Below are 26,359 nucleotides of genomic sequence, written 5' to 3' on the forward strand. Positions count from 1 at the left end.
AGACCGCGATGCTGGAAAACGCGCTGTATGAATGTCCGTATTGTGGTGAGGAGGTAGAGACTACTCTGGATTTGTCCGGTGGCGATCAGACCTACATCGAGGACTGCCAGGTATGCTGCCGGCCGATAACGTTTGTGTTGCAGGTTCATGGAGAGGAATGGCATCTCGAAGTGTTCAGTGAAAACGAGTGAGGAGCGTGTATGCAGCGCATCTACGATCCGGAAAACCTGATGGAAGGCGAGTTGCTGCAAGGCATGCTCGCCAGCGAGGGTATCGAGGCGCATCTGGTCGGTCGTGATTTGCTCGGGGGCAGCGGCGAGTTGCCGATCTATGGCCTGCTCGGGCTGTCGGTCGAGAACGACCAGGCCGAATACGCCCGCGAGCTGATCACCGCGTACAATGCCGCGCTGCCGCTGTCCGGTGATGAACCGGACAGTTTTCCCGGCACGCTGGTCTGTTAGGCTGGCGTTCGTTTGATCAAGAGCCGTGTTGCCCCATGTGTGGACGTTATGCCCTGTTTCGCTGGAATCCCGCCTTCGCGGCGCTGCCCGGTTTTCCCGCCGACCAGCAGGCGCAGTGGAACATTTCCCCCAATGATTCGGTGTTGATGCTGCGGGCCGGGCCGGACGGCCAGCGCACGTTGGCCCGCGCCCGCTGGGGCCTGACGCCGCCTTGGCTGACCGACCTGTCGCGGACCCCGGCACACGCCCGAGCCGAAACCGTGGCCGAACAACCGATGTTCCGCGAAGCCCTGCGCTTGCGCCGCTGCCTGTTGCCGGCCAATGGTTTTTACGAATGGCGCGGCACCACCCGCAAGCGGCCGTACTGGCTGACGCCGGGGGAGGGCTCGTCATTGTTCTTTGCGGCGATCTGGGAGGCGTATCCCGTACAGGAGCAGGTGTGGCTGAGTACGGCGGTCATTACCCAGCCAGCCGCCAGTCAGCGTCGACCGTTGATACTCGATGAGGCGGGGCAGGCGGCATGGCTGGATCCGGATACGCCGCTGCATGCTTTGCAAGCCTTGCTGGCCAGTGAGCCCGCCGCGTTGCGCGAGCGGGTGTTGGCGAACATGGTGAATGATCCGAAGCTCAATGGGCCTGAGTGTCTGACGCCGGGTTGATGTGTTGGGTGTGCTGACGCCTTCGCTGGCAAGCCAGCTCCTACAGAGGATTTGTGAACACCGCAGATCCCTTGTAGGAGCTGGCTTGCCAGCGAAGAGGCCCTCGGATCAGACCCTGAACTGATTGATCAACCGCCGCTGCTGCTCGGCCAGTTTGGTCAAGTCTGCACTGGCTGCACTCGACTCATCCGCGCCACCGGCCACTTCATTGGCCACTTGCCCGATGTTGATCACGTTGCGGTTGATGTCGTCCGCTACCGCACTTTGCTCCTCGGCCGCGCTGGCGATCTGAGTGTTCATGTCGTTGATCACTGACACCGCCTGGGTAATGGTTTCCAGTGCTTCGGCGGCCTTGGAGGCGTGCAGTACGCTTTCGTCCGTGCGGTTCTGGCTGTCCTCCATGACTCGCACCACATCCCGCGTGCCTTGCTGGAGTTGCTGGATCATGGTCTGGATTTCTTCGGTGGCCTTTTGTGTCTTCTGCGCCAGGTTACGCACTTCGTCTGCCACCACGGCAAAACCTCGGCCCTGTTCGCCGGCACGGGCGGCTTCGATGGCTGCGTTCAAGGCCAGTAGATTGGTCTGCTCGGCGATCCCGCGAATGGCGGTGAGGATGGCATTGATGTTTTCGCTGTCCTTGGCAAGGGTTTGCACCACACCGACGGCCCGGCCGATCTCCACGGCAAGGGCACCAATCGAGTCCGACGTGTCACGCACGATCTGCATGCCTTGGCTGGCGGCCTGGTCGGCATGGCTGGCGGCCTGTGCGGCCTGGGTCGCATTGCGCGCCACGTCCTGGGCGGTGGCGGTCATCTCCTGCACGGCGGTGGCGACCTGATCGATCTCGGCCATTTGTTTGTGTACACCGGTGTTGGTGCGGATGGAGATGTCGGCGGTGTGTTCCGAGGAATCGCTGACGCTCTGCACCGAAGTCACCACCTGGGTGATCATCGCCTGCAACTTGGCCAGGAAAGTGTTGAAGCCTTTGGCGATCGAACCCAGCTCATCGGCGCGGTCGCTGGTCAGGCGCCGGGTCAGGTCACCCTCGCCCTGGGCGATGTCGTCGAGCATGGCCACCATCTGCTTGAGTGGGCGGGCGATGCCGTGGCCTACCAGCCAGATCACCAGCAAGCCGATACCGGCAATCACCAGACCGACCATCGCCATGCCGAAGGTGTCGGATTTGCGCTGTGCGTTCAGGTCGGCCTGGAGTTTTTGCAGGTCGGCCATCACCGCGTTCAGCGGCAGTTGCAGCATCAAGGTCCAGCGGGCGTCGGTCTGGCCGATGCCGAAAGGCAGGTACAGCTCGATCCGGCCCTGGGCCTTGTCGACGCTGTAGGTGACTTCGCCGCGCTTGAGATTGGCCATGTTGGCAATCTGTTTGCTGTCGAGGATGTCACTGACTTTTTCACCGAATTTGCTCGGATCCTTGGTGTACGCAACGATCCGGCCATTGCCGCCAACCAGGGTCATTTCACCTGCGCCGCCGTAGAGTTTCTGGTTGGCGCCAAGGAGCATTTCCTGAATGAAGTTCACCGACAGGTCGGCGCCGACGATGCCCTGGAAAGCTCCGTTGAGCATGATCGGCTCAATAAAGGAGGCAAGCATGACGATTTTGTCGCCCACTTTGTAAGGCGCCGGATCGATCACGCAGGATTTTCTGGTTTCTTTCGAGCACAGGTAGTACTCACTGGCGCGCACGCCGGTGGACAGGGTCTTCTGGTCGTCGACGTCTACCAGTTTGTCCAGCCCCAGGGTGCCGTCGTCGTTGCGGAACCACCAGGGCAGGAAGCGCCCGTTGCTGGCGTCGATGCCGACCACCTGGGTGCCGACGTAGGCCGCATCGTTGTGATCCAGTGCGTCTTTTTCCCAGCCGATGTAGGTGCCGAGGATTTTCGGGTTCTTGACCACGTTTTCCTTGATCAGGCCGATCAGTTGCTCGCGGCTGAGGCTCAGGGCGGGCTTGCCATCGGCAGCCGGTGTGCCGATCAGGGCATTGACCCGCACCAGTCCGCCGGCAATCAGCAGCGGTGCTTCGAGTTCACGCTGGATCTGGCTGACCTGGGTTTGCGCCAGGGACGTCAGGCGCTGTTCGATGACTTGCTCGAATTGGGCCTGGGTCCGCCCCTGGATCATGTCTTGCGTGCGGGCGCCGGAAAACAGCGCGTACACCACCAGCGCTGCCACGACACTAAGGACGATGGCGCCGGCAAGGGCCGCCACGGAAAACTGGATCGACTTGAATTTCATGGGGGCTCCGCGCGCGAAAGGACGTCTGCGGAGGTGTATCGGCAGGGTGTCGGGCGAGCATGAGCGCGGGCCGTTGAAATGGCTGTTTTTGCGTGGCGGATGTCGCAAATGAATCAATGCGCGGCGTGATGGGCTGCGGCTCGCCGCGGAATGTGAATTTTTTCCTGCACCGACGAGAGCTTTGTCTGAATTGTGCGTCTTATGTCCGTTGTATCTGGCGTCGATACAATTCCACGCCTAGGATACGCGGCATGTTTTCAGGGAGTTTTTCGATGAACAAGACATTGGCTTTGTGTGCGCTGAGCGCAGGCCTGCTGCTCGCCGGTTGCCAGTCGGTCAATACCACCAGTGGCGGTGCTGTCGGCGTTGAGCGCAAGCAGTACATGTTCAGCATGTTGTCCTCGCAAGAGGTCGACCAGATGTATGCCCAGTCCTATCAGAAGACCGTGGGCGAAGCGTCCAGCAAAGGTGTGCTGGACAAGTCCAGCAATGAAGCCCGGCGGGTTCAGGCGATTGCCGACCGGCTGATTGCCCAGGCGCCGAACTTCCGTCCGGACGCGGCCCAGTGGAAGTGGGAAGTCAACCTGATCAAGAGCGATGAACTCAACGCCAACTGCGGCCCTGGCGGCAAGATCATTTTCTACACCGGGTTGATCGACAAACTGCAGCTGACCGATGATGAAATTGCCGCGGTCATGGGCCATGAAATCGCCCACGCCCTGCGCGAGCACGGTCGTGAGGCAATGTCCAAGGCTTATGGGATCGAGATGGCCAAGCAGGGCGCCGGCGCCTTGTTGGGGCTGGGCCAGGACAGTCTGGCACTGGCGGACACGGTAGCCAACTATGGCATGACGTTGCCCAATAGTCGTGAAAACGAAAACGAAGCGGATTTGATTGGCCTTGAGCTGGCTGCACGCGCCGGCTACAACCCGAACGCCGCGATCAGCCTGTGGGGCAAGATGAGCAAGGCCAGCGAAGGCGCGCCGCCGGAGTTCATGAGCACTCACCCGTCTTCCAGCAGCCGGACCGCTGCGTTGCAGGCGGCGATTCCGAAGGTGATGCCGCTGTACGAGCAGGCCAGGAAGTACTGATAGTCATGCGGTGAGGCTGCGGGCCTCTTCGTCGGAACGCCGCCCGGAGCAAGCCCGCTCCCACACTGAATCTCCATTGATTGCACTGGAGATCAAATGTGGGAGCGGGCTTGCTCGCGAAGAACGGTTATACGGTATTACCTACTGGGCGCGTCAAACCCACCCACTGCTCTGCATCGCCTTGTACACCGCAACAATCGCCAGAATGAAGAACGCCGACGCCGCCAGTCGACGGATCAGGGTCAACGGCAATTTGTCCGCGGCAAAGTTACCGGCCAATACCACGGGCACGTTGGCAATCAGCATGCCGAGGGTGGTGCCGATGATCACCAGCCACAACTCCGGATATTGCGCAGCCAGCATCACGGTTGCGATCTGGGTCTTGTCGCCGATTTCCGCCAGGAAGAACGCGATCAGCGTGGTCAGGAATGGCCCGAACTTGCGGGCGGTACTGGCTTCGTCGTCATCCATCTTGTCCGGCACCAGAGTCCACAGTGCGGTCGCTGCAAAGCTTGCGGCGAGGATCCAGTGCAGCATCGTATCCGAGAAGAAACTGCCGACCCAGGCACCGACTGCACCGGCGGCCGCGTGGTTGGCCAGGGTTGCGGCGACGATACCAGCGATGATCGGCCAGGGCTTGCGGAATCGGGCAGCGAGAATGAGCGCGAGCAGTTGCGTCTTGTCGCCGATTTCGGCCAAGGCAACGATTGCGGTAGGTACGAGTAGTGAATCCAGCATCAGGGGGTTTCCTAAGGGGCGGGTCGACACGGCTATGACACGTACAGCCTTCCCGCCCCGGGTAAGGTGTTCGTGTCATAGGTCTTGTCAAACCCTGCGATCCATCTGATGTGGATGCTTGGGTCGCATGCGCCATGGTCTGAGGACCAAGTATGTTGACGCATGCCGGACGAGCGTGGCGCTCGTGGGAGACTACTCCCCTAGGACGGAGCGGATTCTGCCTAGGCAAAATCCATTCGGCAAGCCTTCTTTTTCAAAAAAGCCTTAGCCGCGTTTAGCCCGGTAGATGCGAAAACCCTGGCCTTCGGCCTTGATCGTGCATGGGCCCAGATGCTCTTCGATCAGTGGCTGGTACTTCAGGAAGCTGTTCGCCACCAAGCGCAGTTCGCCGCCGTTTTTCAGATGTTTGGCCGATTTTCGCAGCAAGTTCTCCGTCGCGAAATAGTCGGTGTGCACGCCGACATGGAACGGCGGATTGCTCAGGATCGCACTCAAACCCATCGGTGCCGCATCGATTCCGTCACCGGTAATCACCTCGGCTTCCAGACCATTGGCCGCCAGTGTCAGGCGACTGCTGGCGGCGGCAAAGGCGTCCACATCCAGCATCGTCACCTGATTGTGCGGATAGCGACGTTTCACCGCCGCGCCCAAGACCCCTGCGCCGCAGCCGAAGTCGAGCAAGTGACCGCCGGGCAGTTTGTCCAGGTGCTCCAGCAGCAGCGCGCTGCCGCGATCGAGGCGACCGTGGCTGAACACCCCCGGCAGGCTGATGACCTTCAACGGACCTTCGGCCAGCGGCAGTTCGTAGGTCTGTGCCAGGCTTTCCAGCGGTTTGGCTTGTGGCGCATCGGCCACGGTGACCAGCCAGAGCTGGCAATGCCGCGCACTGTCGAGCTTGCGTGGCTTGCCGAAAGGGTTGAGTTGCTTGGCTGCACCTTCGATGCCGCTTTTTTTCTCGCCCACCAGATACACCTCGCGGCCTTGCAGCCGTGAGGCCACAGCGTTGAGGATGTAATCAGTCAGGTCCCTGGCCTTGGGCAAAAACACCACGGCGCTATCGAACCCGCGCTCAGGCGCGTTCACGCCAAAATGGCTGCGCCCGGCAAAGCGGGCTTCCAGCGCGGCCTGATCGCCGGCGTGCCAGCACCAGCCATGAGCCTCGGGCAGACGGCCCAGCAAGTCGTCGGCGGGCAAACCGGCCAACAGCACCGAACCCTGGAATAACTCGGCCTGACGAAGCAGTACTTCACTGCGCGGATCCATAACTGCTCCCGTGAAAAAAAGTGCCGCAGTTTATCAACTGACGACCCGCAGCGCCTTACCGCTGAAATATCCCAGTGCGTTTTCGGTCACTTGGCCAACGATTCGCTGGCGCGCTTCGCGGCTGCCCCAGGCGTTGTGCGGGGTGACGATCAGGCGCGGGATGTCGTGGGCCAGCAGCGGATTGCCATTGATCGGAGGCTCGACACTCAGTACGTCAGTGGCGGCGCCGCCCAGATGCCCGTTGCGCAAGGCGTCGGCCAGCGCCTGTTCGTCGATCAGGCCACCGCGGGCAGTGTTGACCACGAATGCGCCGGGCTTCATTGAGGCCAGTTCTCGGGCGCCGATGAAATGCCGGGTGTGTTCGTTGAGCGGGCAGTGCAGGGTCAGGGCATCGACTTGCGGTAACAGTTCATCCAGTGGCAGGCGGTCCGGCCGGGCAGGGCGCCCGGGAATTTGCCCCAGCAGAACGCGCATGCCGAAGGCTTCAGCCAGGCGTGCGACTGCGCCACCCAATTCGCCATGGCCCAGCAGGCCAAGGGTTTTGCCTTCGAGCTCGACAATCGGGTAATCCAGTAAACAGAATTGTCTGGCTTGCTGCCAGCGGCCATCGCTGACGGCTTTTTGATAATCGGCCAGGCGCGTGGCCAGGTTGAGCAGCAGCATGATCGTGTGCTGCGCCACCGATGGCGTGCCGTAACCCTGACAGTTGCACACGGTAATCCCGTGGGCGCGGGCGGCGGCGAGGTCGACGTTGTTGGTGCCGGTGGCAGTGATCAGGATCAGCTTGAGATCAGGGCTGGCGGCCATGGCGGCGGCATCGATCAGGATCTTGTTGCTGATGGCGACGGTAGCGCCCTTGAGGTGTTCGATGACTTGATCGGGCAAGGTCTGGGCGAACAGCTGCAGTTCGCTGAAACAACTGCGCAGCGGGTTGAGGTCAAGGTCGCCGAGGTCCAGGGACGGGTGGTCGAGGAAAACGGCGCGGCGAGTGTTCGTCATCAACTGTACCTTTTGTGCAATGAACTGAAGGCGTAACCTGCCGAGCCTACCAGATGGAATTAATAGTTACGCTTGGCCTAAAGGAGCCCCCATGTACTGGACAGAGTTCTTGACCGTTGCCCTGATTCACCTGCTGGCCGTGGCCAGCCCCGGCCCGGACTTTGCCGTGGTGGTGCGTGAGAGTGTCACCCACGGTCGCCGCGCGGGCACCTGGACTGCGCTGGGCGTGGGTACTGCGATCTTCCTGCACGTGGGTTATTCCCTGTTGGGGATCGGCCTGATCGTGTCCCAGTCGATCGTGCTGTTCAATGCCTTGAAATGGGCCGCCGCCGCTTACCTGCTGTACATCGGTTACAAGGCACTGCGCGCGCAACCGGCCAAGCCTGTGGCGGACGATCTGCACAAGGAAGCCGGGGAGCGCACGGCCCGTGGTGCCTTCACCTCAGGTTTCGTCACCAATGGTCTCAACCCGAAAGCCACGCTGTTCTTCCTCTCGCTGTTCACCGTGGTGATCAACCCGCACACACCACTGGCCGTGCAGGCCGGTTATGGGGTTTACCTGGCGGTGGCGACGGCGACCTGGTTCTGTCTGGTGGCGATGTTGTTCAGCCAGCAACGCGTACGCGCCGGTTTCGCACGCATGGGGCACTGGTTCGACCGGACCATGGGCGCGGTGCTGATTGCGATTGGCGTGAAGCTCGCCTTTACCGAGATGCATTGATCAGATATCTGTCCTTGTAGGAGCGAGCTCGCGATGCTCGTCAACGATAACACTTGATATCTGACACCCCGCGAAAATCCCGGGTTCATCGCGGGCAAGCCCGCTCCTACGGGTAATCAAGCCCTATGAGTGATGGCGCAACGCTAGCATTGGTGGGGCTCTGCAAATCATTCCTTTGGCTGATTTGGCTGACGATCAAGGGCACTACAGTGCGTACTTTCAGTCACGACCGTGCAGTCAGATTAAAGGGATTATTATGTTGCAGACTCGCGTTATCCCCCCGGCCGAAGGCGCTTACCAGTACCCGCTGTTGATCAAACGGCTACTGATGTCCGGTGCCCGTTATGAGAAAACCCGCGAGATCATCTACCGCGACAAGTTGCGCTACAGCTACCCGACCCTGATCGAGCGGGTGGCGCGTCTGGCCAACGTGCTGACAGCGGCCGGGGTCAAGCCCGGGGATGCGGTGGGTGTGATGGACTGGGACAGCCATCGTTACCTGGAATGCATGTTCGCCATCCCGATGATCGGTGCGGTGATCCACACCATCAACGTGCGCCTGTCGCCGGAACAGATCCTCTACACCATGAACCACGCCGAGGACCGCTTTGTGCTGGTCAACAGCGAGTTCGTCGGGCTCTACAAGGCCATCGAAGGGCATCTGACCACAGTCGACAAAACCCTGCTGCTGACTGACCTGCCGGAAAAGACCGCTGACCTGCCGAACCTCGTCGGCGAATACGAACAGCTGCTGGCCGCGGCGAGCCCGCAGTACGACTTCGAGGATTTCGACGAAAACTCGGTTGCCACCACGTTCTATACCACCGGCACGACCGGCAATCCCAAGGGCGTGTACTTCACCCATCGGCAACTGGTGCTGCACACCATGGGCGTGTCGACCATCATGGGCGCGATCGATAGCGTGCGCCTGCTGGGCACCAACGACGTGTACATGCCGATCACCCCCATGTTCCATGTGCACGCCTGGGGCTTGCCGTATGTGGCGACCATGCTCGGACTCAAGCAGGTGTACCCCGGTCGCTATGACCCGGAGTATCTGGTGGAGTTGTGGCGCAAGGAGAAGGTCACGTTCTCCCATTGCGTACCGACCATCTTGCAGATGGTCCTCAATGCCAAGGCCGCGCAGAACGTCGACTTCGGCGGCTGGAAAATCGTCATCGGCGGCAGCGCCCTGAACCGCACGCTGTACGAAGCGGCAAAAGCCAAGGGCATTCAGTTGACCGCAGCGTACGGTATGTCGGAAACCGGGCCGCTGGTGTCGTGCGCGCACCTCAACGACGAATTGATGGCCGGCACTGAAGACGAGCGCACCACCTACCGGATCAAGGCCGGCGTACCCGGGCCGCTGGTAGAGGCGGCGATCGTCGACACCGAGGGTAACTTCCTGCCTGCCGACGGCGAGACCCAGGGCGAGCTGGTGTTGCGCGCACCGTGGCTGACCGAGGGGTATTTCAACGAGCCGCAGAAGGGCGCCGAACTCTGGGCCGGCGGCTGGCTGCACACCGGCGACGTGGCGACCCTGGACAGCATGGGTGTGATAGACATTCGTGACCGCATCAAGGACGTGATCAAGACCGGTGGCGAGTGGATTTCCTCCCTGGACCTCGAAGACCTGATCAGCCGTCATGCGGCGGTACGCGAAGTAGCAGTGGTGGGGATCCCTGATCCGCAATGGGGCGAGCGACCGTTTGCCCTGCTGGTGCTCCGTGAGGGGCACACAATCGGGGCCCGGGAACTCAAGGAACACCTCAAGCCGTTTGTGGAACTGGGGCACTTGAGCAAGTGGGCGATTCCGAGCCAGATCGCCCTTGTTACTGAAATTCCCAAGACCAGTGTCGGCAAACTCGACAAGAAGCGCATTCGTGTCGACATCACCGAATGGCAGGCCACCAACAGCACCTTCCTCTCGACGCTTTAAGCGCCTCTTGGCGTGCCCGAAAGGGCACGCCAGCCCCACCAAGCAAGCGCTTGGCTTGTCAAATCGAAAATTTCAGCCATTCTTGCCGGGCCGACGGGCGTCGGACTGGCGAAAGGACTGTTCCAGAGTGGCTGGCAGCTGCAAATCACACTTTAGAGGGATCAAGCACTACTACCTGCTGGCTATAGTCCGCTCAAGGATTTTTAAGAACGGGGCAACCGCACAAACCGGGGCGATGCAACTTTGGAATGACTTTGGGATGCCATGGCTCCCGGTTATCCACAGCGTTTTTAGAAGTGCTCACTGCCATAACAATAAAATGCACATGGAGTAGCGTCGATGACATCAGCAAACCAGTTCTGGCGCCGGGCGAAACTGCCCCTGGCTGTCAGTCTTGCCTCTACGCTCGCCGGGCCAGCATTCGGCGTCAGTTTCAACGTAGGTGAAATCGAAGGTCAGTTCGACTCATCCCTGTCGATTGGTGCCAGCTGGTCTACTCAGCAGCCGAACAAGAACCTCATCGGTGTCAACAACGGTGGCAAGGGTCTGTCCCAGACTTCTGATGACGGTCACCTGAACTTCAAGAGCGGGGAAACCTTCTCGAAGATCTTCAAGGGCATCCATGACCTTGAACTGAAATACGGCGATACCGGTGTTTTCGTCCGTGGCAAATACTGGTACGACTTTGAACTGAAAGACGAAAGCCGTCCGTTCAAGGACATCAGCGACGACGGCCGCAAAGAAGGCGCCAAGTCCGCTGGCACTCAACTCCTCGACGCCTTCGTCTACCACAACTACTCCATTGCCGATCAGCCAGGTTCCGTGCGCCTGGGCAAGCAGGTCGTGAGCTGGGGTGAAAGTACCTTCATCGGCGGCGGCATCAACTCGATCAACCCGATCGACGTGTCCGCGTTCCGCCGTCCGGGTGCCGAGATCAAGGAAGGCCTGATCCCGGTCAACATGTTCTACATCTCCCAGAGCCTGACCGAAAACCTTTCGGCCGAAGCCTTCTACCAACTGGAATGGGACCAGACCGTCGTCGATAACTGCGGCACGTTCTTCTCCCAGCCGGACATTGTTGCCGACGGCTGCGACAACAACCTGCGCGTGCTGAACAAGCGCTCGCAAATTCCGGCCATTGCCCTGGGGCCTTTGGCCGCCAACGGCGTCGACGTCAACGAAGAGGGTGTTCTGGTGCGTCGTGGCCCCGATCGTGATGCCCGTGACAGCGGTCAGTGGGGCGCGTCCTTCAAGTACATGTTCGATCCGCTGGACACCGAGTTCGGCGCCTACTTCATGAACTACCACAGCCGTGCGCCGATCTTCAGCGCCACTGGTGCGCCGCAGTCGGTCTACAACACGGCAGCGGGACTCCCAGGTCCGTTCGCCGCGCTGGCGCCATTGCTGGTGGCGGGTAATTCGCAATACTTCATCGAATACCCGGAAGACATCCGTCTCTACGGCCTGAGCTTCTCCACCACCCTGCCTACCGGTACGGCGTGGAGCGGTGAGATCAGCTACCGTCCGAACGCTCCGGTGCAGCTCAATACCACCGACATCCTGTTCGCTGGTGTACGTCCTTTGAACGGCCTGGGCAACGCGTCGCTGCTGTCCGCTGCACCGGGTACTGACCTGCACGGCTATCGCCGTAAAGAGATCACCCAGTTCCAGACTACCCTGACGCACTTCTTTGACCAGGTCATGGGCGCCAGCCGTCTGACCCTGGTGGGCGAAGTGGGCGTGACTCATGTCGGCGGGCTGGAAAGCTCCTCCGATGTCCGTTACGGCCGTGACCCGGTCTACGGCCCGGGTGAGTTGCCTGCTACCAACGGCCAAAATACCTGCGTGACGCTTAACGCCGGCACCATCCGCGGGGCCGGCCCGGGTACTCCAACCAACAACCTCAGCCGCAATTGCACCAACGAAGGCTTCACCACCCCGACTTCGTGGGGCTACCGCGGTCGCGCCATCTGGGAATACAACGACGTGTTTGCCGGTGTGAACCTCAAGCCGAACGTTGCCTGGTCCCATGACGTGAGCGGTTACTCGCCTGGCCCTGGCGGCAACTTCGAGGAAGGCCGCAAGGCGGTGAGCCTGGGTGTCGACGCCGAGTACCAGAACACCTACACCGCGAGCCTGGCGTACACCAACTTCTTCGACGGCAAGTACACCACCGTGGATGACCGCGACTTCGTTGCGCTCAGCGTCGGCGTGAACTTCTAAGCACTGTATTCTCAGGACGAACGCACATATGAAAATAACAAAGAGTCTGTTCCACGCCGGTGTTCTGGGGCTTTCGCTGCTGGCGACCAGCGTCATGGCAGCGGTTCCCCAGGCCGAGGCTGACAAGCTGGGCAAGAGCTTGACCCCGATGGGCGCCGAAATGGCGGGTAACGCCGACGGTTCTATCCCGGCCTGGAAGCCGATGCCGAAGAATGCCGGCACCGCTGACAGCAAGGGCTTCCTGTCCGATCCGTACGCCAGCGAAAAGCCGCTGTTCACCATCACGGCGCAGAACGTCGATCAGTACAAAGAGAAGCTCGCCCCGGGCCAGTACGCGATGTTCAAGCGCTACCCGGAAACCTTCAAGATGCCGGTGTACCCGTCCCATCGCGGTGCCACCGTGCCGGATGACGTGTTCGCCGCCATCAAGCGCAACGCCACCAACACCAACCTGGTGTCCGGCGGTAACGGTCTGGAAAACTTCGAAACGGCCGTGCCGTTCCCGATTCCGAAAAGCGGCGTGGAAGTCATCTGGAACCACATCACCCGCTATCGCGGGGGCAGCGTGACCCGCCTCGTGACCCAGGCCACACCACAGCCGAACGGTTCGTTCAGCCTGGTCTACTTCCAGGACCAGTTCGTGTTCCGCGACAAGATGAAGGATTACGACCCGAAAAACCCGGGCAACATCCTGTTCTACTTCAAGCAGAAAGTGACCGCGCCGGCACGTCTGGCCGGTGGTGTGCTGCTGGTGCACGAAACCCTCGACCAGGTGAAGGAGCCGCGCTCGGCGTGGGTCTACAACGCCGGTCAGCGTCGTGTGCGCCGTGCACCGCAAGTGTCCTATGACGGCCCGGGTACTGCAGCCGATGGCCTGCGTACCTCCGACAACCTGGACATGTACAACGGTGCGCCGGATCGCTACGACTGGAAGCTCGAAGGCAAGAAAGAGATGTACATCGCCTCCGATGCCTACAAACTCGATGATCCGAAGCTCAAGTACGCCGACATCATTAAGGCCGGCCACATCAACCAGGACCTGGCTCGTTACGAGTTGCGTCGTGTGTGGCATGTGGTTGCAACCCTGAAGGAAGGTCAGCGTCACATCTACGCCAAGCGTGACTTCTACATTGACGAAGACACCTGGCAAGCAGCGGTGATCGATCACTACGACGGTCGCGGTCAACTGTGGCGCGTCGCCGAGGCCCACGCCGAGAACTATTACGACAAGCAAGTGCCGTGGTATGCCCTCGAAGCCCTGTATGACCTGCAGTCGGGTCGTTACCTGGCGCTCGGCATGAAGAACGAAGAGAAGTCGGCCTATGACTTCGGCTTCACCGCCACCACCAGCGACTTCACCCCGGCAGCCTTGCGTCAGGATGGTGTTCGCTAAGGTGAACTGAGTAGCGACGCACCCTCTGAAAACGCCCCGACTGGTTCGGGGCGTTTTTTTTTGCTTGTAGTCTTTTTGTAGCCATTTGTAGCAATTACCTTCATTCCCTATCCGATTACGGCTAGTCTGCGGACATCTGCAACGCCGCCACCCGCAATTCAAACAAGAGCCGGTTATGACTGATTTGTCTACACCCCCAGGTTCTGCTCATGTTGCCGTCGCGACACTGGACGGGCGCTTCTTCCGCCCGCCGTTGCCCGACGGCCATGTGCTGCGTCCGCGTTTGTGCGAACGGCTGAATGCCGGGCTCGCAGGCAGGTTGTTGCTTGTCAGCGCACCGGCAGGGTTCGGCAAGAGTTCGTTGGCGGTGGAGTTTTGTCAGGGCTTGCCAGAGCACTGGCAAAGTCTCTGGCTGGGGTTGAGCCCGAGAGACAGTGACCCGGGGCGTTTTCTCGAACGCCTGCTCGAAGGCCTTCAGGACTATTTTCCGCACCTGGGCAGGCAATCCCTCGGGCTGTTGAAAATGCGCCAGCGCCATCAGCCGTTCGCGTTCGAAGAGTGGCTGGACGGCCTGCTCGACGAGTTGGCCGTGCACCTGTCCACAGCGAGGCCATTGCTGCTGGTGCTGGATGATTACCATCTGGCCCAGGGGCCGGTACTGGACCGTTGCCTGCAGTTTTTCCTCAATCATCTTCCGGATGGCTTGCTGGTGATGGTCACCAGTCGGCAACGTCCCGACTGGCACCTGGCGCGGCTGCGGCTGTCGCGACAACTGCTTGAGTTGCATGAACAGGATTTGCGCCTGACCCGTGACGAGGCCTTGAGCCTGCTCGACCGGCACAGCAGTTCCTTGCGCGGTGAGGCACTGGAGAGTCTGATCCAGCGCAGCGAAGGCTGGGTCGCGGGGTTACGCTTCTGGCTACTGGCCGCTTCGGAGGCGGGCACCGATGGGACGCTGCCGCAATCGTTGCACGGTGGGGAAGGGCTGATCCGTGATTATCTGCTCGAAGAAGTCATCGATTGCCTGCCCGCCGAGGTCCAGTCGTTCCTCTATGACACGGCGCCCCAGGAACGTTTTTGCAGCGAACTGTGCGATGCCGTCCGCGACGCCCATGACAGCGCAGAGATCCTGCGTTTCCTGTTGGCTCACCAGGTGTTCCTGGTGCCGCTGGACGAGCATGGCCATTGGTATCGTTACCACCACCTGTTTTCCGATCTGTTGCGCACGCGGCCGACTTCCCAGTCGATGGTCCCGGCCGCCAGCCTGCACCTGCGTGCCTGTCGCTGGTTCAATGCCCAGGGATTGCTCGATGAGGCCGTGGAGCAGGCCCTGCGTGCCGGTCACCTGGACGTCGCGGCGAACCTGGTGCAGAACCTCTCCGAAGAGCAACTGCTGGCCGAGCAGAATGTCGGCATGTTGCTGCGCTGGAAAATGGACTTGCCTGACAGCTTGCTGATCAGCACGCCGCGACTGATCGTGCTGTATAGCTGGGCGCTGGGGATGGCTTGCCAGCTGGATGCCGCCGAGGAGCTGGCCAGCCATTTGAGCCGCTTCCTGCCTGCTCCGTCAGCCACCGCCCAGAAGTCCATGCTGGCTCAATGGCTGGCATTGAGCGGCATCATTGCCCGTGGGCGCGGCAACCGCGAACTGACGCTGCGGTACTGCCGCGAAGCGTTGGAGAGTCTTCCGACCAAGCGTTACGGCCAGCGCCTGATGTGCCTCTCGACCCTGTCCAACCTGGCCATTGCCGATGGTGATTTGTGGCAGGCGCGGGGGCTGAACCGCGAATCGCTGGAGCTGGCGCAACGGGTCGGCAACCCGTTGTTCGAAGCACTGGCGCACTACGACCGTGCCCGGGTGTTGCAAGCGCGCGGGGAAATCTGTCGGGCGCTGGAAGAGGTCCGTCAGGGAATGCAGCGCCTGCAGAGCCTGTCTGCGCAACGGCTGTATGCGGTTCGCGCCCGGCTGACCTTGTACGAAGGCTTTTTGCTGGCCCAGCGCATGCAGCCGCAATTGGCCCGGGTGCGCTTGCAGGCCGGGTTGAGCGAGGCGCGTGCCTGTCGTGACATCAGCGTGCTTATCGGCCACTGCGTGATTGCCAGGCTGGAAGGCTGCAGCGGTGAGTTCGCCAAGGCCTTTGCCGAACTTGCCGAAGCCGAACGGCTGATGCACATCTGGGATGTGCCGCCGATCTACTACCTGGCGATGATTACCCTGGTCAAATGTGAACTCTGGCTGGCCCAGGGGCGCACCGATCTGGCTGAAGCCTGGCTGGCGCGTCTGGGCCAGACCTATAACGGTGAATACGGGGCAGCACCGCCAGAGTTCCACCCGCAATTGCCGCTGCATATCGAATTGCAGCAAGCCTTGCTGGATGCCATCCAGGGCCAACCGATGCTGGCTGAAGGGCGTTTGAATGCGCTGCTTGAACATGGCCAGCAAAGCGGTCGACAGATGCTCAGTGCCATGGCGTTGACCCAGAAAGTGGCGCTATTGCTGGGCACCGGACGGGAACCGGAAGCACGCAAGGCCCTGGCTCAGGCGCTGGACGTCGCCGGTGGCGGGGTGCTGCAACCCTTTGAGTGCTTGTTGACCGATTACCCGGACTGGCTGCGTGGGCAACTTCAACTCTGTCCGCCAACCCCCGTTTCCCTGAGCCTCAGTGAAAAACTGCCGGCACTGGCTGCCCGCTCCGGCCAGGAGTCCGGCGTCGCCGCGGAACAGCTCAGCACGCGGGAACTGGCGGTATTGCGATTGATTGCCCAGGGCTGTTCAAACCAGGAAATCAGCGATCAGCTGTTTATCTCCCTGCACACGGTCAAGACCCACGCCAGCCACATCAACAGCAAGCTCGGGGTCGAGCGGCGTACTCAGGCCGTGGCGCGGGCCAAGGAGCTGGGGGTGTTGGTGTAACGTGCAGCGGACTTTCCAGCGTGGGGGGCTGGTATTAGTGACTCTGTACTGCAAGAGGGGAGTTGTGGTCAAAAAAACGGGCCAAATTTGAAAACATTGGCCAGCAATCAGCCCGGGAGCGCTCCACATTGTTCAATACGGCTACTCTCAGTGCGACTCTCAATTTCTCCGTCTGGCCCAATGTAGATATCTGTGTTTGGCCATTTCGGTTTGACCCGTATGCAGTGTGATTTACCTCCGTTATTCCAGTAAAACTCCATAAAAAATTTCGCGTCTGGGAAGATATGACCGGGGCCTCCAGTCACTTCACCAGGGTAAAGTTCTCCCTTCGAGATCTCGTGCTGCACATTCAGGATGTAGCCTAGGCGCCCTTGGCCTTTTTCAGAAAAGTAGAAGTTCACCTGAGGTGCGGCGAAGTACCAAAAGAGGATGGGTGCGAGCAATAGAATGACCAAACCGCACCATGTATTCCTGGAATGGGGCTTATTTACAGATATGGTCACGAATACCATCACCCCAGCTTGTGCGTGGTAAACCCAAGACTTCATCCATCAGCATCTTCACTGTTATCCCGCCGTTCGGTTGAAGTCTGTAGAGTTTGATGCCAATGCTGATAGATACCCTGTCTCCGATGTCGTCCCACGCTCGCATCCCTTCGATGTCCGTCGACCGACGTGGCCCCGGTCTTTTATCCCATTTTTGTATTTTACGGATGGAATCTGAGGCAATTTGTTCGACTCCAGCTCCATCCAAAAGGAGACTTTCGGAAAGTCCTCCCGCCATCCCTACGTACCCATAGTGCACGTTTGACCATATGTCGTAGAAGTAGTCGAACATACCTTGTTTCTGCCAGGGGCCGCCAAACTGTAGCCCTATCGTGACCTTGTGATCCCAGGGTCTGTTCTGACCTACGCGCTCTGCCCAAAGAGCCATGGCCGTCACCCTGTTTCCTGACTCAATTGCTTTGAAGTTGGGTGGGGAAAGGCGTGCGTACCAAGGTAGTTTTCTGAACTTCTTTTGCTCACCATCAGCGTCAAAATTGTTGAGGTTCTTCATCTTCACTACGGACGGATGAGTAATATTGCGGTTCATTTCCCCGGCAATGTAGCTCGCTACCTCTTCCATCATGTCCGGGTCGTTGCAAACGACAGGTCGCGTTTTTATCTCAACTGTTTTTTGATCACTTTGTAGAGATTTTGTCGTCGATACTTGATCAGAATGCCTCGTCGGATGAGCAACACTTTGAGTGTGCTCGGAGCGGGTGGCGCGAGGCGAAGGTGCGGGAGCAATCAGCCGATTGGTACCTGGTGGGCAGCCGCAGTGAACTTCTGCACCGTCCAGTACAGTTGGAACGCCGTGCCATTTCATAGCGGGTAGGCTGTCAACGATAACGCCGGTTCTGCCGCATTTTTTACACGCAGTGGTCTTGTCCCCGAGTCGTAGCACAGCACGCCCTCCATGCGTTGCACAGGGCAAGCTACTGATACACATGGCTCCTGTCGTGGTCAGGTCGCCGTGCAATCCTTGTCCTAACCCGTTAGCTGTTCCTCGCCCCATGATTCAGTCCTTGTGTTGTTTGCAGGGACGAGCACGCTAGGCTTGGCGGCACGGGAGTTAAATCAGACGTTTCCTTGAATGATGTAGGTGGATTCTGCAATCAGGCAGGTGATAGGCGGCGGACGGCATCGGCGATGTCGGCGGGCTGTGCCAGAATAGGCCATCCATTTACTCCAGGAACGCCCATGGACGCTGTCAAACCTGCGCTTATCCGCGAAACCTTCCCCGTCGGTCCTTTGCAGTGCAACTGCACAATCATCGGCGATCCGGTGACGAAAAAGGCCATCGTTGTCGATCCGGGTGGCAATCATGAGCTGATCCTGGCGCGTCTCGATGCCCTGGGGCTGAAAGTGGTCAGTATCATCCATACCCATGCCCACCTCGATCATTTCCTCGCTTCCGGTCAACTCAAGGAGAAAACCGGCGCGACACTGCATCTGCACAAGGAAGACCAGTTTCTGTGGGACAACCTGGAAATGCAGTGCCAGATGTTCGGTGTGCCTTATACCCCGGTGCCGTCACCGGATCGCTGGCTGGCCGATGATGAAGAACTGGCCTGCGGCTGCGGTATGGCGTTGCACACGCCGGGTCATACACCGGGCTCAATGAGCTTCTGGTTTTCCGAGGCCAGGCTGCTGATTGCCGGCGACACGCTGTTTCGTCGCGGAGTCGGGCGCACGGACTTGTGGGGTGGCGACCAGGCGACCATAGTGCGTTCGATCAAGCAGCGGCTGTACACCCTCGACGAAGAGGCGACGGTGGTAGCCGGGCATGGTCCTGACACTCGTCTGGGCGATGAAATGCGCGAAAACCCGTTTGTACGGGCATGATTTGTAACGAGCGGAATTTTTAATCCAGGAAGTGATCCAACGCCCGCAAAGGCTGATGCCTTGGTCCGTTGCACCACAGAATGCAAAAACGTAGGAGCTTTACATGTTCACCACGCGTCGTTTGATTATTGTCGCTACAGCTGTGGCCGTTTTGTCCGGTTGTGCCTCGCCTAACCCTTACGGCGGTCAGGGCCAGGCTCAGGGCCAGGCGGAAAGCGGCTCCGAAGGCATGAGCAAGACCGCGAAATACGGTGGCCTCGGCGCTCTGGCCGGTGCGCTGGCCGGTGCTGCCATCAACCACGATAACCGTGGCAAGGGTGCGCTGATCGGTGCTGCAGTGGTCGGTGCTTCCGCCGCCGGTTACGGCTACTACGCCGACCAGCAAGAGAAAAAGCTGCGCGCCAGCATGGCCAACACCGGTGTTGAAGTGCAGCGCCAGGGCGACCAGATCAAACTGATCATGCCGGGTAACATCACGTTCGCTACCGATTCGGCGAACATTGCTCCAGGTTTCTATCAACCGCTGAACAACCTGGCGGGCTCGCTGAAAGAGTTCAACCAGAACCAGATCGAGATCGTCGGCTATACCGACAGCACCGGTAGCCGCCAGCACAACATGGACCTGTCCCAGCGTCGTGCGCAAAGCGTGGCAACCTACCTGACCTCGCAAGGTGTCAGCGGGACCAACCTGAGCGCTCGCGGCGCAGGTCCCGATAGCCCGGTTGCCAGCAACGGCGACGTCAATGGCCGGGCGCAGAACCGCCGTGTAGAGGTCAACCTCAAGGCGATTCCGGGTCAGGAGTATGGTGCTCAGCAGCAGGGTACAGTTCAGCAGTATCCATAAGCGTCTGACTGAATCCCGGGTGTAAAAGAACCGTTCGGTCCTTATGGGGGGCGAACGGTTTTTTTGTGCTGTCAGTTCCGGCCTCTTCGCGGGCAAGCCCGCTCCCACAGGGTTCTGGGTCGATCACGGATACTGTGGGAGCGGGCTTGCCCGCGAAGGGGCCCTGACAAACACCGAAAATATTGGATCAGAAACAAAAAAGCCCCCGGACAATCATTTGTCCGGGGGCTTTTCATTGCGCAGGTCTGCTTACTTCTTCAGGCCGTAATGCTCATCGAGCATGCCCGGCGCGTTCGGGGCTTTCGGTGCGTAGTCGCGAGGCGGTTCCTGATTGCGTGGCGGCGTCAGGCGTTCCCGTGGAGCCTGCGCCGCATCGGCGTGAAGGGAGGCCAGCAGGCGTTGGCGAGTCTGTTCGTCCAGGGCCAGGCGGTTGGCGCCCTCGGCGAGATGGTCCTGCACTTCCTGATAGCTCGCAGTCAGTTTCTTGACCAGCGTTGCAGTGCTGTTGAAGTGAGTTACCACTTCGTTCTGATAACTGTCGAAACGTTCCTGAATGTCGTCCAGCTGACGTTGCGTGCTGCTAGGCGCGGCATTCGGCGCAAGGCGAGCGATCAGAAACCCAATGGCGACACCCACAACCAGGGCAAGAGTCGGTAACAACCAAACTAAGAGCGAGTGTTCCACGAGTCCTTCCTCTATAAACGGCTTTGCTTTACGTTAACGGCTCGAACCTGCGCTGTATACCGCGATTCACTCGCAATAGACAGCCACAGACAATTTGCTAGACGAGTCGACCCGATTCGAGGTCACGGAGTTCCTTCCTTGCTTATGCGCGAAACCCCTGTAGTGATTGATGGCCCGGTCGGCCAACTGGAAGCACTGTACCTGGACAATGAGCAACCGCGTGGCCTGGCGCTCATCTGCCATCCGAACCCGGTGCAAGGCGGCACCATGCTCAACAAGGTGGTCTCGACCCTGCAGCGCACCGCGCGCGACGCCGGACTGATCACCCTGCGCTTCAACTATCGTGGCGTCGGTGCCAGCGAAGGCTCCCACGACATGGGCACCGGTGAAGTCGATGATGCCCAGGCTGTCGCCGCATGGATTCGCGCCAGACACCCGGAATTGCCGCTGACCCTGTTCGGTTTTTCCTTCGGCGGTTTTGTTGCAGCAAGCCTTGGCGGGCGCCTCGAGGCCAAGGGTGAGCAGCTCAAGCATCTGTTCATGGTCGCGCCAGCGGTCATGCGCCTCGGTGATCAGGATCGGTTGCCGCAGCACGGCGAATTGACCTTGATCCAGCCGGAAACCGACGAAGTGATCGATCCACAAGTCGTTTACGAATGGTCCGACAAGCTCGAACGCCCCCATGAGCTGCTGAAAGTGGCAGAATGCGGACACTTTTTTCATGGCAAGCTGACCGATCTCAAGGATCTGATCCTGCCGCGTCTCTCGAATTGATTGCAGTCTGACAAGCGATTACCCATGACGACTCGTACCCGTATCCTCACCGGCATCACCACCACCGGCACGCCGCACCTGGGCAACTACGCTGGCGCCATCCGCCCGGCAATCCTTGCCAGCCGTGACAGCAATGCCGATTCGTTCTACTTCCTGGCCGACTACCACGCCCTGATCAAGTGCGATGACCCGCTGCGCATCCAGCGCTCGCGTCTGGAAATCGCCGCGACCTGGCTGGCCGGTGGCCTGGATGTCGATCGCGTGACCTTCTATCGCCAGTCCGACATCCCGGAAATCCCCGAGCTGACCTGGCTGCTGACCTGCGTCGCCGCCAAGGGCCTGCTCAATCGCGCCCACGCCTACAAGGCTTCGGTGGACAAGAACGTCGAGACCGGTGAAGACCCGGACGCGGGCATCACCATGGGCCTGTACAGCTACCCGGTGCTGATGGCCGCGGACATCCTGATGTTCAACGCGCACAAGGTGCCGGTCGGTCGTGACCAGATCCAGCACGTGGAAATGGCGCGGGACATCGGTCAGCGCTTCAACCACCTGTTTGGCCAGGGCAAGGAATTCTTCACCATGCCCGAGGCGCTGATCGAAGAGAGCGTCGCCACCTTGCCGGGCCTGGATGGCCGCAAGATGTCGAAGAGCTACGACAACACCATTCCGCTGTTCAGCAGCGCCAAAGAGATGAAGGACGCGATTTCGCGGATCGTCACCGACTCCCGCGCGCCGGGCGAAGCCAAGGATCCGGACAATTCGCACCTGTTCACCCTGTTCCAGGCATTCGCCACCCCGGCGCAGGCCGACGAGTTCCGCAGCGAGCTGTTGCAGGGCCTGGGTTGGGGCGAGGCGAAGAATCGTCTGTTCCAGCTGCTGGACGCCGAACTGGGCGAATCCCGCGAGCGCTACAACCAGCTGATCGAGCGTCCGGCGGATCTGGAAGACATCCTGCAACACGGCGCGAAAAAGGCCCGTGCGGTGGCGACGCCGTTCCTCCACGAACTGCGTGAAGCGGTGGGCCTGCGCTCCTTCGTTGCCCAGACTCAAGTGGCGGCGACTACCAAAAAGAAAGCCGTGAAGGCCGCACGTTTTGTCAGCTTCCGCGAAGACGACGGCAGTTTCCGCTTCCGTCTGCTGGCGGCCGATGGCGAACAGCTGCTGCTGTCGCGCAACTTCGCCGATGGTAAAACCGCCGGTCAGGTGACCAAGCAACTGCAAGCGGGCCAGGCATTGGACGTGCGCAGTGACGAACTGTGCTTCAGCCTCTGGCTGGAAGGCGAGTGTGTTGCCGACAGCCCGGCCTTCGCCGACAGCGCCGCACGCGACGCGGCCATTGAAGCCTTGCGCATTGCCCTGACGCCGGTTCAGGAATAAACAACGGTTCGGCCTGACCAAGGGCCGATTGCCATTCCTGCGGGCCGTCGCTACAGTGTCGGCCCGTTTTTGTTGCCTTGCTAACGAATTATGACGCCCCTAGAACGATATCAAGCTGATCTGAAACGCCCGGAATTCTTCCATGATGCCGCGCAGGAAACCGCCGTGCGTCATTTGCAGCGCCTGTACGACGACCTGGTCGCGGCCGAGCAAAACAAGCCGGGCCTGCTGGGCAAGTTGTTTGGCAAGAAGGATCAGGCCCCGGTCAAGGGTTTGTACTTCTGGGGTGGCGTAGGTCGCGGCAAGACTTACCTGGTGGACACCTTCTTCGAAGCGCTGCCCTTCAAGGAAAAGTCCCGTACGCACTTCCACCGTTTCATGAAGCGCGTGCACGAAGAGATGAAAACCCTGGGCGGCGAGAAAAACCCGCTGACCATCATCGCCAAGCGTTTCGCCACCGAAGCCCGGGTAATCTGCTTCGATGAGTTCTTCGTCTCCGACATCACCGACGCCATGATCCTGGGCACCCTGATGGAAGAGCTGTTCAAGAACGGCGTGACCCTGGTCGCGACTTCGAACATCGTGCCGGACGGCCTGTACAAGGATGGCCTGCAACGCGCGCGCTTCCTGCCGGCCATTGCGCTGATCAAGCAGAACACCGAGATCGTCAACGTCGACAGCGGCGTCGACTATCGTCTGCGTCACCTCGAGCAAGCCGAGCTGTTCCACTATCCACTCGACGAAGCCGCCAACGAAAGCCTGCGCAAGAGCTTCCGTGCGCTGACACCGGAATGCACGGCAGCGGTCGAAAATGACGTGCTGATGATCGAAAACCGTGAAATTCGTGCCCTGCGCACCTGCGATGACGTGGCCTGGTTCAACTTCCGTGAACTGTGCGACGGCCCGCGCAGCCAGAACGACTACATCGAGCTGGGCAAGATCTTCCACGCCGTGCTGCTCAGCGATGTCGAGCAGATGAGCGTCACCACCGACGACATCGCCCGCCGCTTCATCAACATGGTCGACGAGTTCTACGACCGTAACGTGAAGCTGATCATTTCTGCCGAAGTCGAGCTCAAGGATCTGTACACCGGTGGTCGCCTGAACTTTGAATTCCAGCGGACCCTCAGCCGACTGCTGGAAATGCAGTCCCACGAATTCCTGTCCCGGGCGCATAAGCCGTAGGACGATTCGGAAAATGAAAAAGGGCCTGCAAATGCAGGCCCTTTTTTTGTACGCGGAAGAACCCCATGGGTTCATCACAATACCCTGTGGGAGCGGGCTTGCTCGCGAAGACGTCGTGTCAGTTGATGCTCTTTTTGCTGACACTCCGCTTTCGCGAGCAAGCCCGCTCCCACAAGCTCGTACATTGTCTTGAAGTCAAATGTCTTCGTTGAGATACCGCGCAAGCTCGTGCTGCCGTTGGCAACCGAGCAACAGCCAAAGCAGAATCCGGGCTTTTCGCGGACAGAGAAAACCCGCCATCGATGCACCCTTGCGGATCAAGTCCATCTCACCGCCACCAAAACCGTAAGAGGCAAGTGCAGTGGAGCCGGAACCGGTTCGGGTCGCAATGATCACGGGGATTCGTTTGGCAATATGCTCAATCATTGTCGCCCAGCGCTGCGAGATGTGGCCGGCGCCAAAACCGCCGATCACCAGTCCGTCGTAATCGAGTGCGAGAATATTCTCCAGTAGCAGGGTGTCGGCCGAAAGTGAGGCCTCAAGCAGCGCAACCTTCTGCGTGGTCTGTTGCGGCAACGGCAACACCGTGCGCGGCCCCGGCGGGCGCAGGTAGCGAACACGGTCTTCCAGCAGCAGGCCCGCGGGTCCCACGACCGGAGAGGAAAACGCCTGCAATGCCAGCGAATCGGTTTTGCGTACGCTGCACGCTTGATGAATCTGTCCGTTCATCACGACCTGGACACCGCGTTGCCGGCTGTTCTGCGCCAGGGCAACGCGACATGCATCCAGCAGATTGGCCGGTCCATCGGCACCTGGCTGTGCTGCGGAACGCATGGCACCGGTCAGCACCAAGGGGGTGCCGTAGGGCCACAGATAATCCAGAAACACCGCGGCTTCTTCGAGGGTGTCAGTGCCCTGGGTTATCACGACCCCAACGGCGCCCTGTTTGACCTGAAACTCAGCCCAGGACAATACGTTCAGCAAAAACCCGAAATCCAGGGACGCACTGGGCAGCAGGCCGAGGGTCTCGACAGTGACTTCGGCCAGCGTCGTCAGTTCCGGTATGGAAGTCAGCAGGGCTTCGCCGCTGACGGTCGGGATGACACCTTCACCGGCATTGCTCGCTTGCATGCTTACCGTGCCGCCAAGTGCCGCGATGGACAGTTTGGGCAGGTCCATGGGTTACCTCGCTTGTTTGTAATGAAAAGTGGCTGTATCCGCTTTTGAGGCCGCGATACAGCCGAATGGCTGGGACATCAATCAGCGATCAGAAAGCCGATCAGCGGCACGATCAGCAGTGTGCTGATGGCCATCGACAATACATTGGCGATGTAGGCGTGCATGTCGGCCGGTAATTTCCTGGCAATCACACAGGCCAGCGGTGGTGCGAGCAATGCCCCCAGCAGTGCACTTGAGGCGATAATCTGCCAGCTGCCGCCATAGGCCAGGATCGCCGCGGGCACCACTGAAACCAGCGGGATGTAAGTGGGATACCAGCCGCGCAACATCCATTGTCGACGCCAGATCAGCACGCCGATGGCCGAGGCCAATGCCTGCGCGCCGATGATGTGCAGCAACAGGCCCGATCCGTACGCGGGGCTTGAAGGGTTCAAGCTGTACGCCAGCAATGCCCCCAGTATCAGGCCAAGGCTGGCCAGTTCATTGCCGAAGAACGGTGCTTCGGAAAAGTCCGCCAGAATCCTGCGCAGGCTCCAGATGACGCCATAGTCGGGGACCTTGGCGGGGGCGATCGGGGTGGGTGGTGTTTCCGACGACCTGGATTTCACCAGGTTCGGCCAATAGCGGCAGAACAGAAACGCCAGGACGCTGGCAACCGCCATGCCCAGCACATTGCCGATCACCGCAGGCAAGGCCAGCGGTTGGCACACGTAGTTGACGATCAGCAGGCACATCGGTGTGACGAGTACGGCGCCCATGAGTGCGCCGTTGATCGTGATTTTCCAGCCTGCGCCAAACATCAGCACCATCGCCGCTGGCAGCGAGACGAACGCTACGAATGTGGGTTGCCAGGTTGTGGCTGTCACCGTCCAGCCCCACAGCAGATTGCTCAGCAGCAGCCCGAGCAACGAACTGGTGACCAGCCAGGGCCAAAGTCCGGTTCCATAGGAGATGGCAAACCCTTGCCAGGATTTCCCCGTTCGATTCGCCCAGTAAGCCAGATAAGCGCCCGCCAGCAGGCCGATCGAGGCGAACTCGTGCTTGTAGAAAGCCACCTCGCTGATGTCACCTAACACCCAGCGCAACCAGGCACTCGGTTCGGGTAGCAGCGATACCATGTCACCGTACCCGGGCCAATGCGCTCCCCAGAAAGTCCGGTTGCTGAAAGAAAGCCAGACGATCAGCAGTGTCGCGCCGATCATTAGCAGGACGACGGCTGTATCAATCGGCGATTTGCGCGACGGTTGGTTTTTGTCGGTTGTAACTTCCATGCGA

At 60.0% G+C, this 26,359-nt stretch carries 22 protein-coding genes, 1 pseudogene and 1 riboswitch; of the genes and pseudogenes, 14 read left to right on the top strand and 9 right to left on the bottom strand.

Annotated elements, in window-relative coordinates; all coding sequences use genetic code 11:
- Positions 1-8: 8 nt before the first annotated feature.
- The 3 genes from ACEN8Q_RS27985 to ACEN8Q_RS27995 are packed head-to-tail and all read left to right on the top strand — an operon-like array spanning position 9 to position 1,120.
- On the top strand, positions 9-191 hold the full coding sequence (locus ACEN8Q_RS27985; RefSeq protein WP_085715945.1) for a CPXCG motif-containing cysteine-rich protein: 183 nt from the start codon (positions 9-11) through the stop codon (positions 189-191).
- Between the two features lie 9 nt (positions 192-200).
- On the top strand, positions 201-461 hold the full coding sequence (locus ACEN8Q_RS27990) for a putative signal transducing protein (RefSeq protein WP_007979315.1): 261 nt from the start codon (positions 201-203) through the stop codon (positions 459-461).
- A 35-nt stretch (positions 462-496) separates the two neighbouring features.
- Positions 497-1,120 (top strand): SOS response-associated peptidase, encoded by a 624-nt coding sequence (locus ACEN8Q_RS27995; protein WP_008016662.1) that lies wholly within the window; start codon positions 497-499, stop codon positions 1,118-1,120.
- A gap of 108 nt (positions 1,121-1,228) precedes the next feature.
- Here ACEN8Q_RS27995 and ACEN8Q_RS28000 read toward each other — a convergent pair whose 3' ends face one another.
- Together ACEN8Q_RS28000 and ACEN8Q_RS28005 are read right to left on the bottom strand one after the other, a co-directional pair.
- Positions 1,229-2,071 carry a methyl-accepting chemotaxis protein gene (locus ACEN8Q_RS28000; protein ID WP_413705520.1) on the bottom strand — a complete coding sequence of 281 codons (843 nt, stop codon included), beginning with the start codon at positions 2,069-2,071 and terminating at the stop codon, positions 1,229-1,231.
- A gap of 12 nt (positions 2,072-2,083) precedes the next feature.
- Positions 2,084-3,370 (bottom strand): annotated as a pseudogene (locus tag ACEN8Q_RS28005) (HAMP domain-containing protein); the annotation flags it as partial.
- Between the two features lie 272 nt (positions 3,371-3,642).
- On the opposite strand from ACEN8Q_RS28005, the gene ACEN8Q_RS28010 reads away from it, so the two are divergent.
- Entirely contained in the window at positions 3,643-4,461 is an 819-nt protein-coding gene (locus ACEN8Q_RS28010) for a M48 family metallopeptidase (RefSeq protein WP_413427786.1), read from the top strand.
- A 153-nt stretch (positions 4,462-4,614) separates the two neighbouring features.
- On the opposite strand, the gene ACEN8Q_RS28015 is transcribed toward ACEN8Q_RS28010, so the two are convergent.
- From ACEN8Q_RS28015 to ACEN8Q_RS28025, 3 genes are all read right to left on the bottom strand, one after another.
- Complete coding sequence (locus tag ACEN8Q_RS28015) at positions 4,615-5,199, bottom strand: TMEM165/GDT1 family protein (RefSeq protein WP_008016665.1); 585 nt, start codon at positions 5,197-5,199, stop codon at positions 4,615-4,617.
- A gap of 90 nt (positions 5,200-5,289) precedes the next feature.
- Positions 5,290-5,412, bottom strand: a riboswitch (yybP-ykoY riboswitch).
- A 51-nt stretch (positions 5,413-5,463) separates the two neighbouring features.
- A complete protein-coding gene (locus ACEN8Q_RS28020; RefSeq protein ID WP_413427785.1) occupies positions 5,464-6,462 on the bottom strand; it encodes a methyltransferase in 999 nt (332 codons plus the stop codon).
- A 33-nt stretch (positions 6,463-6,495) separates the two neighbouring features.
- Positions 6,496-7,461, bottom strand: a complete 966-nt coding sequence (locus tag ACEN8Q_RS28025; RefSeq protein WP_413427784.1) for a 2-hydroxyacid dehydrogenase — start codon at positions 7,459-7,461, stop codon at positions 6,496-6,498.
- A gap of 91 nt (positions 7,462-7,552) precedes the next feature.
- Between ACEN8Q_RS28025 and ACEN8Q_RS28030 the strand changes: the two genes are divergently transcribed.
- The 5 genes from ACEN8Q_RS28030 (at position 7,553) to ACEN8Q_RS28050 (ending at position 16,651) form a co-directional block, all read left to right on the top strand.
- Positions 7,553-8,182, top strand: a complete 630-nt coding sequence (locus ACEN8Q_RS28030) for a LysE family translocator (RefSeq protein WP_218477436.1) — start codon at positions 7,553-7,555, stop codon at positions 8,180-8,182.
- A 256-nt stretch (positions 8,183-8,438) separates the two neighbouring features.
- A complete protein-coding gene (locus ACEN8Q_RS28035; protein ID WP_413427783.1) occupies positions 8,439-10,121 on the top strand; it encodes a fatty acid--CoA ligase in 1,683 nt (560 codons plus the stop codon).
- Positions 10,122-10,460: 339 nt separating this feature from the next.
- Positions 10,461-12,344 (top strand): DUF1302 domain-containing protein, encoded by a 1,884-nt coding sequence (locus tag ACEN8Q_RS28040; RefSeq protein ID WP_413427782.1) that lies wholly within the window; start codon positions 10,461-10,463, stop codon positions 12,342-12,344.
- A gap of 28 nt (positions 12,345-12,372) precedes the next feature.
- Complete coding sequence (locus ACEN8Q_RS28045) at positions 12,373-13,737, top strand: DUF1329 domain-containing protein (protein WP_413427781.1); 1,365 nt, start codon at positions 12,373-12,375, stop codon at positions 13,735-13,737.
- 175 nt (positions 13,738-13,912) lie between these two features.
- Positions 13,913-16,651 (top strand): LuxR C-terminal-related transcriptional regulator, encoded by a 2,739-nt coding sequence (locus tag ACEN8Q_RS28050; RefSeq protein WP_413427780.1) that lies wholly within the window; start codon positions 13,913-13,915, stop codon positions 16,649-16,651.
- 483 nt (positions 16,652-17,134) lie between these two features.
- On the opposite strand, the gene ACEN8Q_RS28055 is transcribed toward ACEN8Q_RS28050, so the two are convergent.
- A complete protein-coding gene (locus ACEN8Q_RS28055; RefSeq protein WP_413704028.1) occupies positions 17,135-18,208 on the bottom strand; it encodes a polymorphic toxin type 44 domain-containing protein in 1,074 nt (357 codons plus the stop codon).
- 185 nt (positions 18,209-18,393) lie between these two features.
- Between ACEN8Q_RS28055 and ACEN8Q_RS28060 the strand changes: the two genes are divergently transcribed.
- Both ACEN8Q_RS28060 and ACEN8Q_RS28065 read left to right on the top strand, forming a co-directional pair.
- Positions 18,394-19,038: an MBL fold metallo-hydrolase gene (locus tag ACEN8Q_RS28060; RefSeq protein ID WP_413704029.1), complete on the top strand. Its 645-nt coding sequence runs from the start codon at positions 18,394-18,396 to the stop codon at positions 19,036-19,038.
- A 103-nt stretch (positions 19,039-19,141) separates the two neighbouring features.
- Entirely contained in the window at positions 19,142-19,882 is a 741-nt protein-coding gene (locus ACEN8Q_RS28065) for an OmpA family protein (RefSeq protein ID WP_413427777.1), read from the top strand.
- Positions 19,883-20,131: 249 nt separating this feature from the next.
- Here ACEN8Q_RS28065 and ACEN8Q_RS28070 read toward each other — a convergent pair whose 3' ends face one another.
- Positions 20,132-20,566: a YhcB family protein gene (locus ACEN8Q_RS28070; RefSeq protein ID WP_008016678.1), complete on the bottom strand. Its 435-nt coding sequence runs from the start codon at positions 20,564-20,566 to the stop codon at positions 20,132-20,134.
- Positions 20,567-20,710: 144 nt separating this feature from the next.
- On the opposite strand from ACEN8Q_RS28070, the gene ACEN8Q_RS28075 reads away from it, so the two are divergent.
- The 3 genes from ACEN8Q_RS28075 to zapE all read left to right on the top strand — a co-directional run bounded on the left by ACEN8Q_RS28075 (position 20,711) and on the right by zapE (position 23,905).
- Positions 20,711-21,340, top strand: coding sequence for an alpha/beta hydrolase (locus ACEN8Q_RS28075; RefSeq protein ID WP_413427776.1), 630 nt, complete (start codon positions 20,711-20,713; stop codon positions 21,338-21,340).
- Positions 21,341-21,364: 24 nt separating this feature from the next.
- Positions 21,365-22,720: a tryptophan--tRNA ligase gene (locus ACEN8Q_RS28080; RefSeq protein WP_413427775.1), complete on the top strand. Its 1,356-nt coding sequence runs from the start codon at positions 21,365-21,367 to the stop codon at positions 22,718-22,720.
- 90 nt (positions 22,721-22,810) lie between these two features.
- A complete protein-coding gene (gene zapE / locus ACEN8Q_RS28085; protein WP_413427774.1) occupies positions 22,811-23,905 on the top strand; it encodes a cell division protein ZapE in 1,095 nt (364 codons plus the stop codon).
- A 195-nt stretch (positions 23,906-24,100) separates the two neighbouring features.
- Here zapE and ACEN8Q_RS28090 read toward each other — a convergent pair whose 3' ends face one another.
- Positions 24,101-25,084 carry an asparaginase gene (locus ACEN8Q_RS28090; RefSeq protein ID WP_413427773.1) on the bottom strand — a complete coding sequence of 328 codons (984 nt, stop codon included), beginning with the start codon at positions 25,082-25,084 and terminating at the stop codon, positions 24,101-24,103.
- A gap of 77 nt (positions 25,085-25,161) precedes the next feature.
- On the bottom strand, positions 25,162-26,355 hold the full coding sequence (locus tag ACEN8Q_RS28095) for a hypothetical protein (RefSeq protein ID WP_413704030.1): 1,194 nt from the start codon (positions 26,353-26,355) through the stop codon (positions 25,162-25,164).
- Positions 26,356-26,359 lie beyond the last annotated feature (4 nt).

Source organism: Pseudomonas sp. Pseusp16 (genome assembly GCF_047324915.1).
Classification (GTDB): Bacteria; Pseudomonadota; Gammaproteobacteria; order Pseudomonadales; family Pseudomonadaceae; genus Aquipseudomonas; species Aquipseudomonas fluorescens_CD.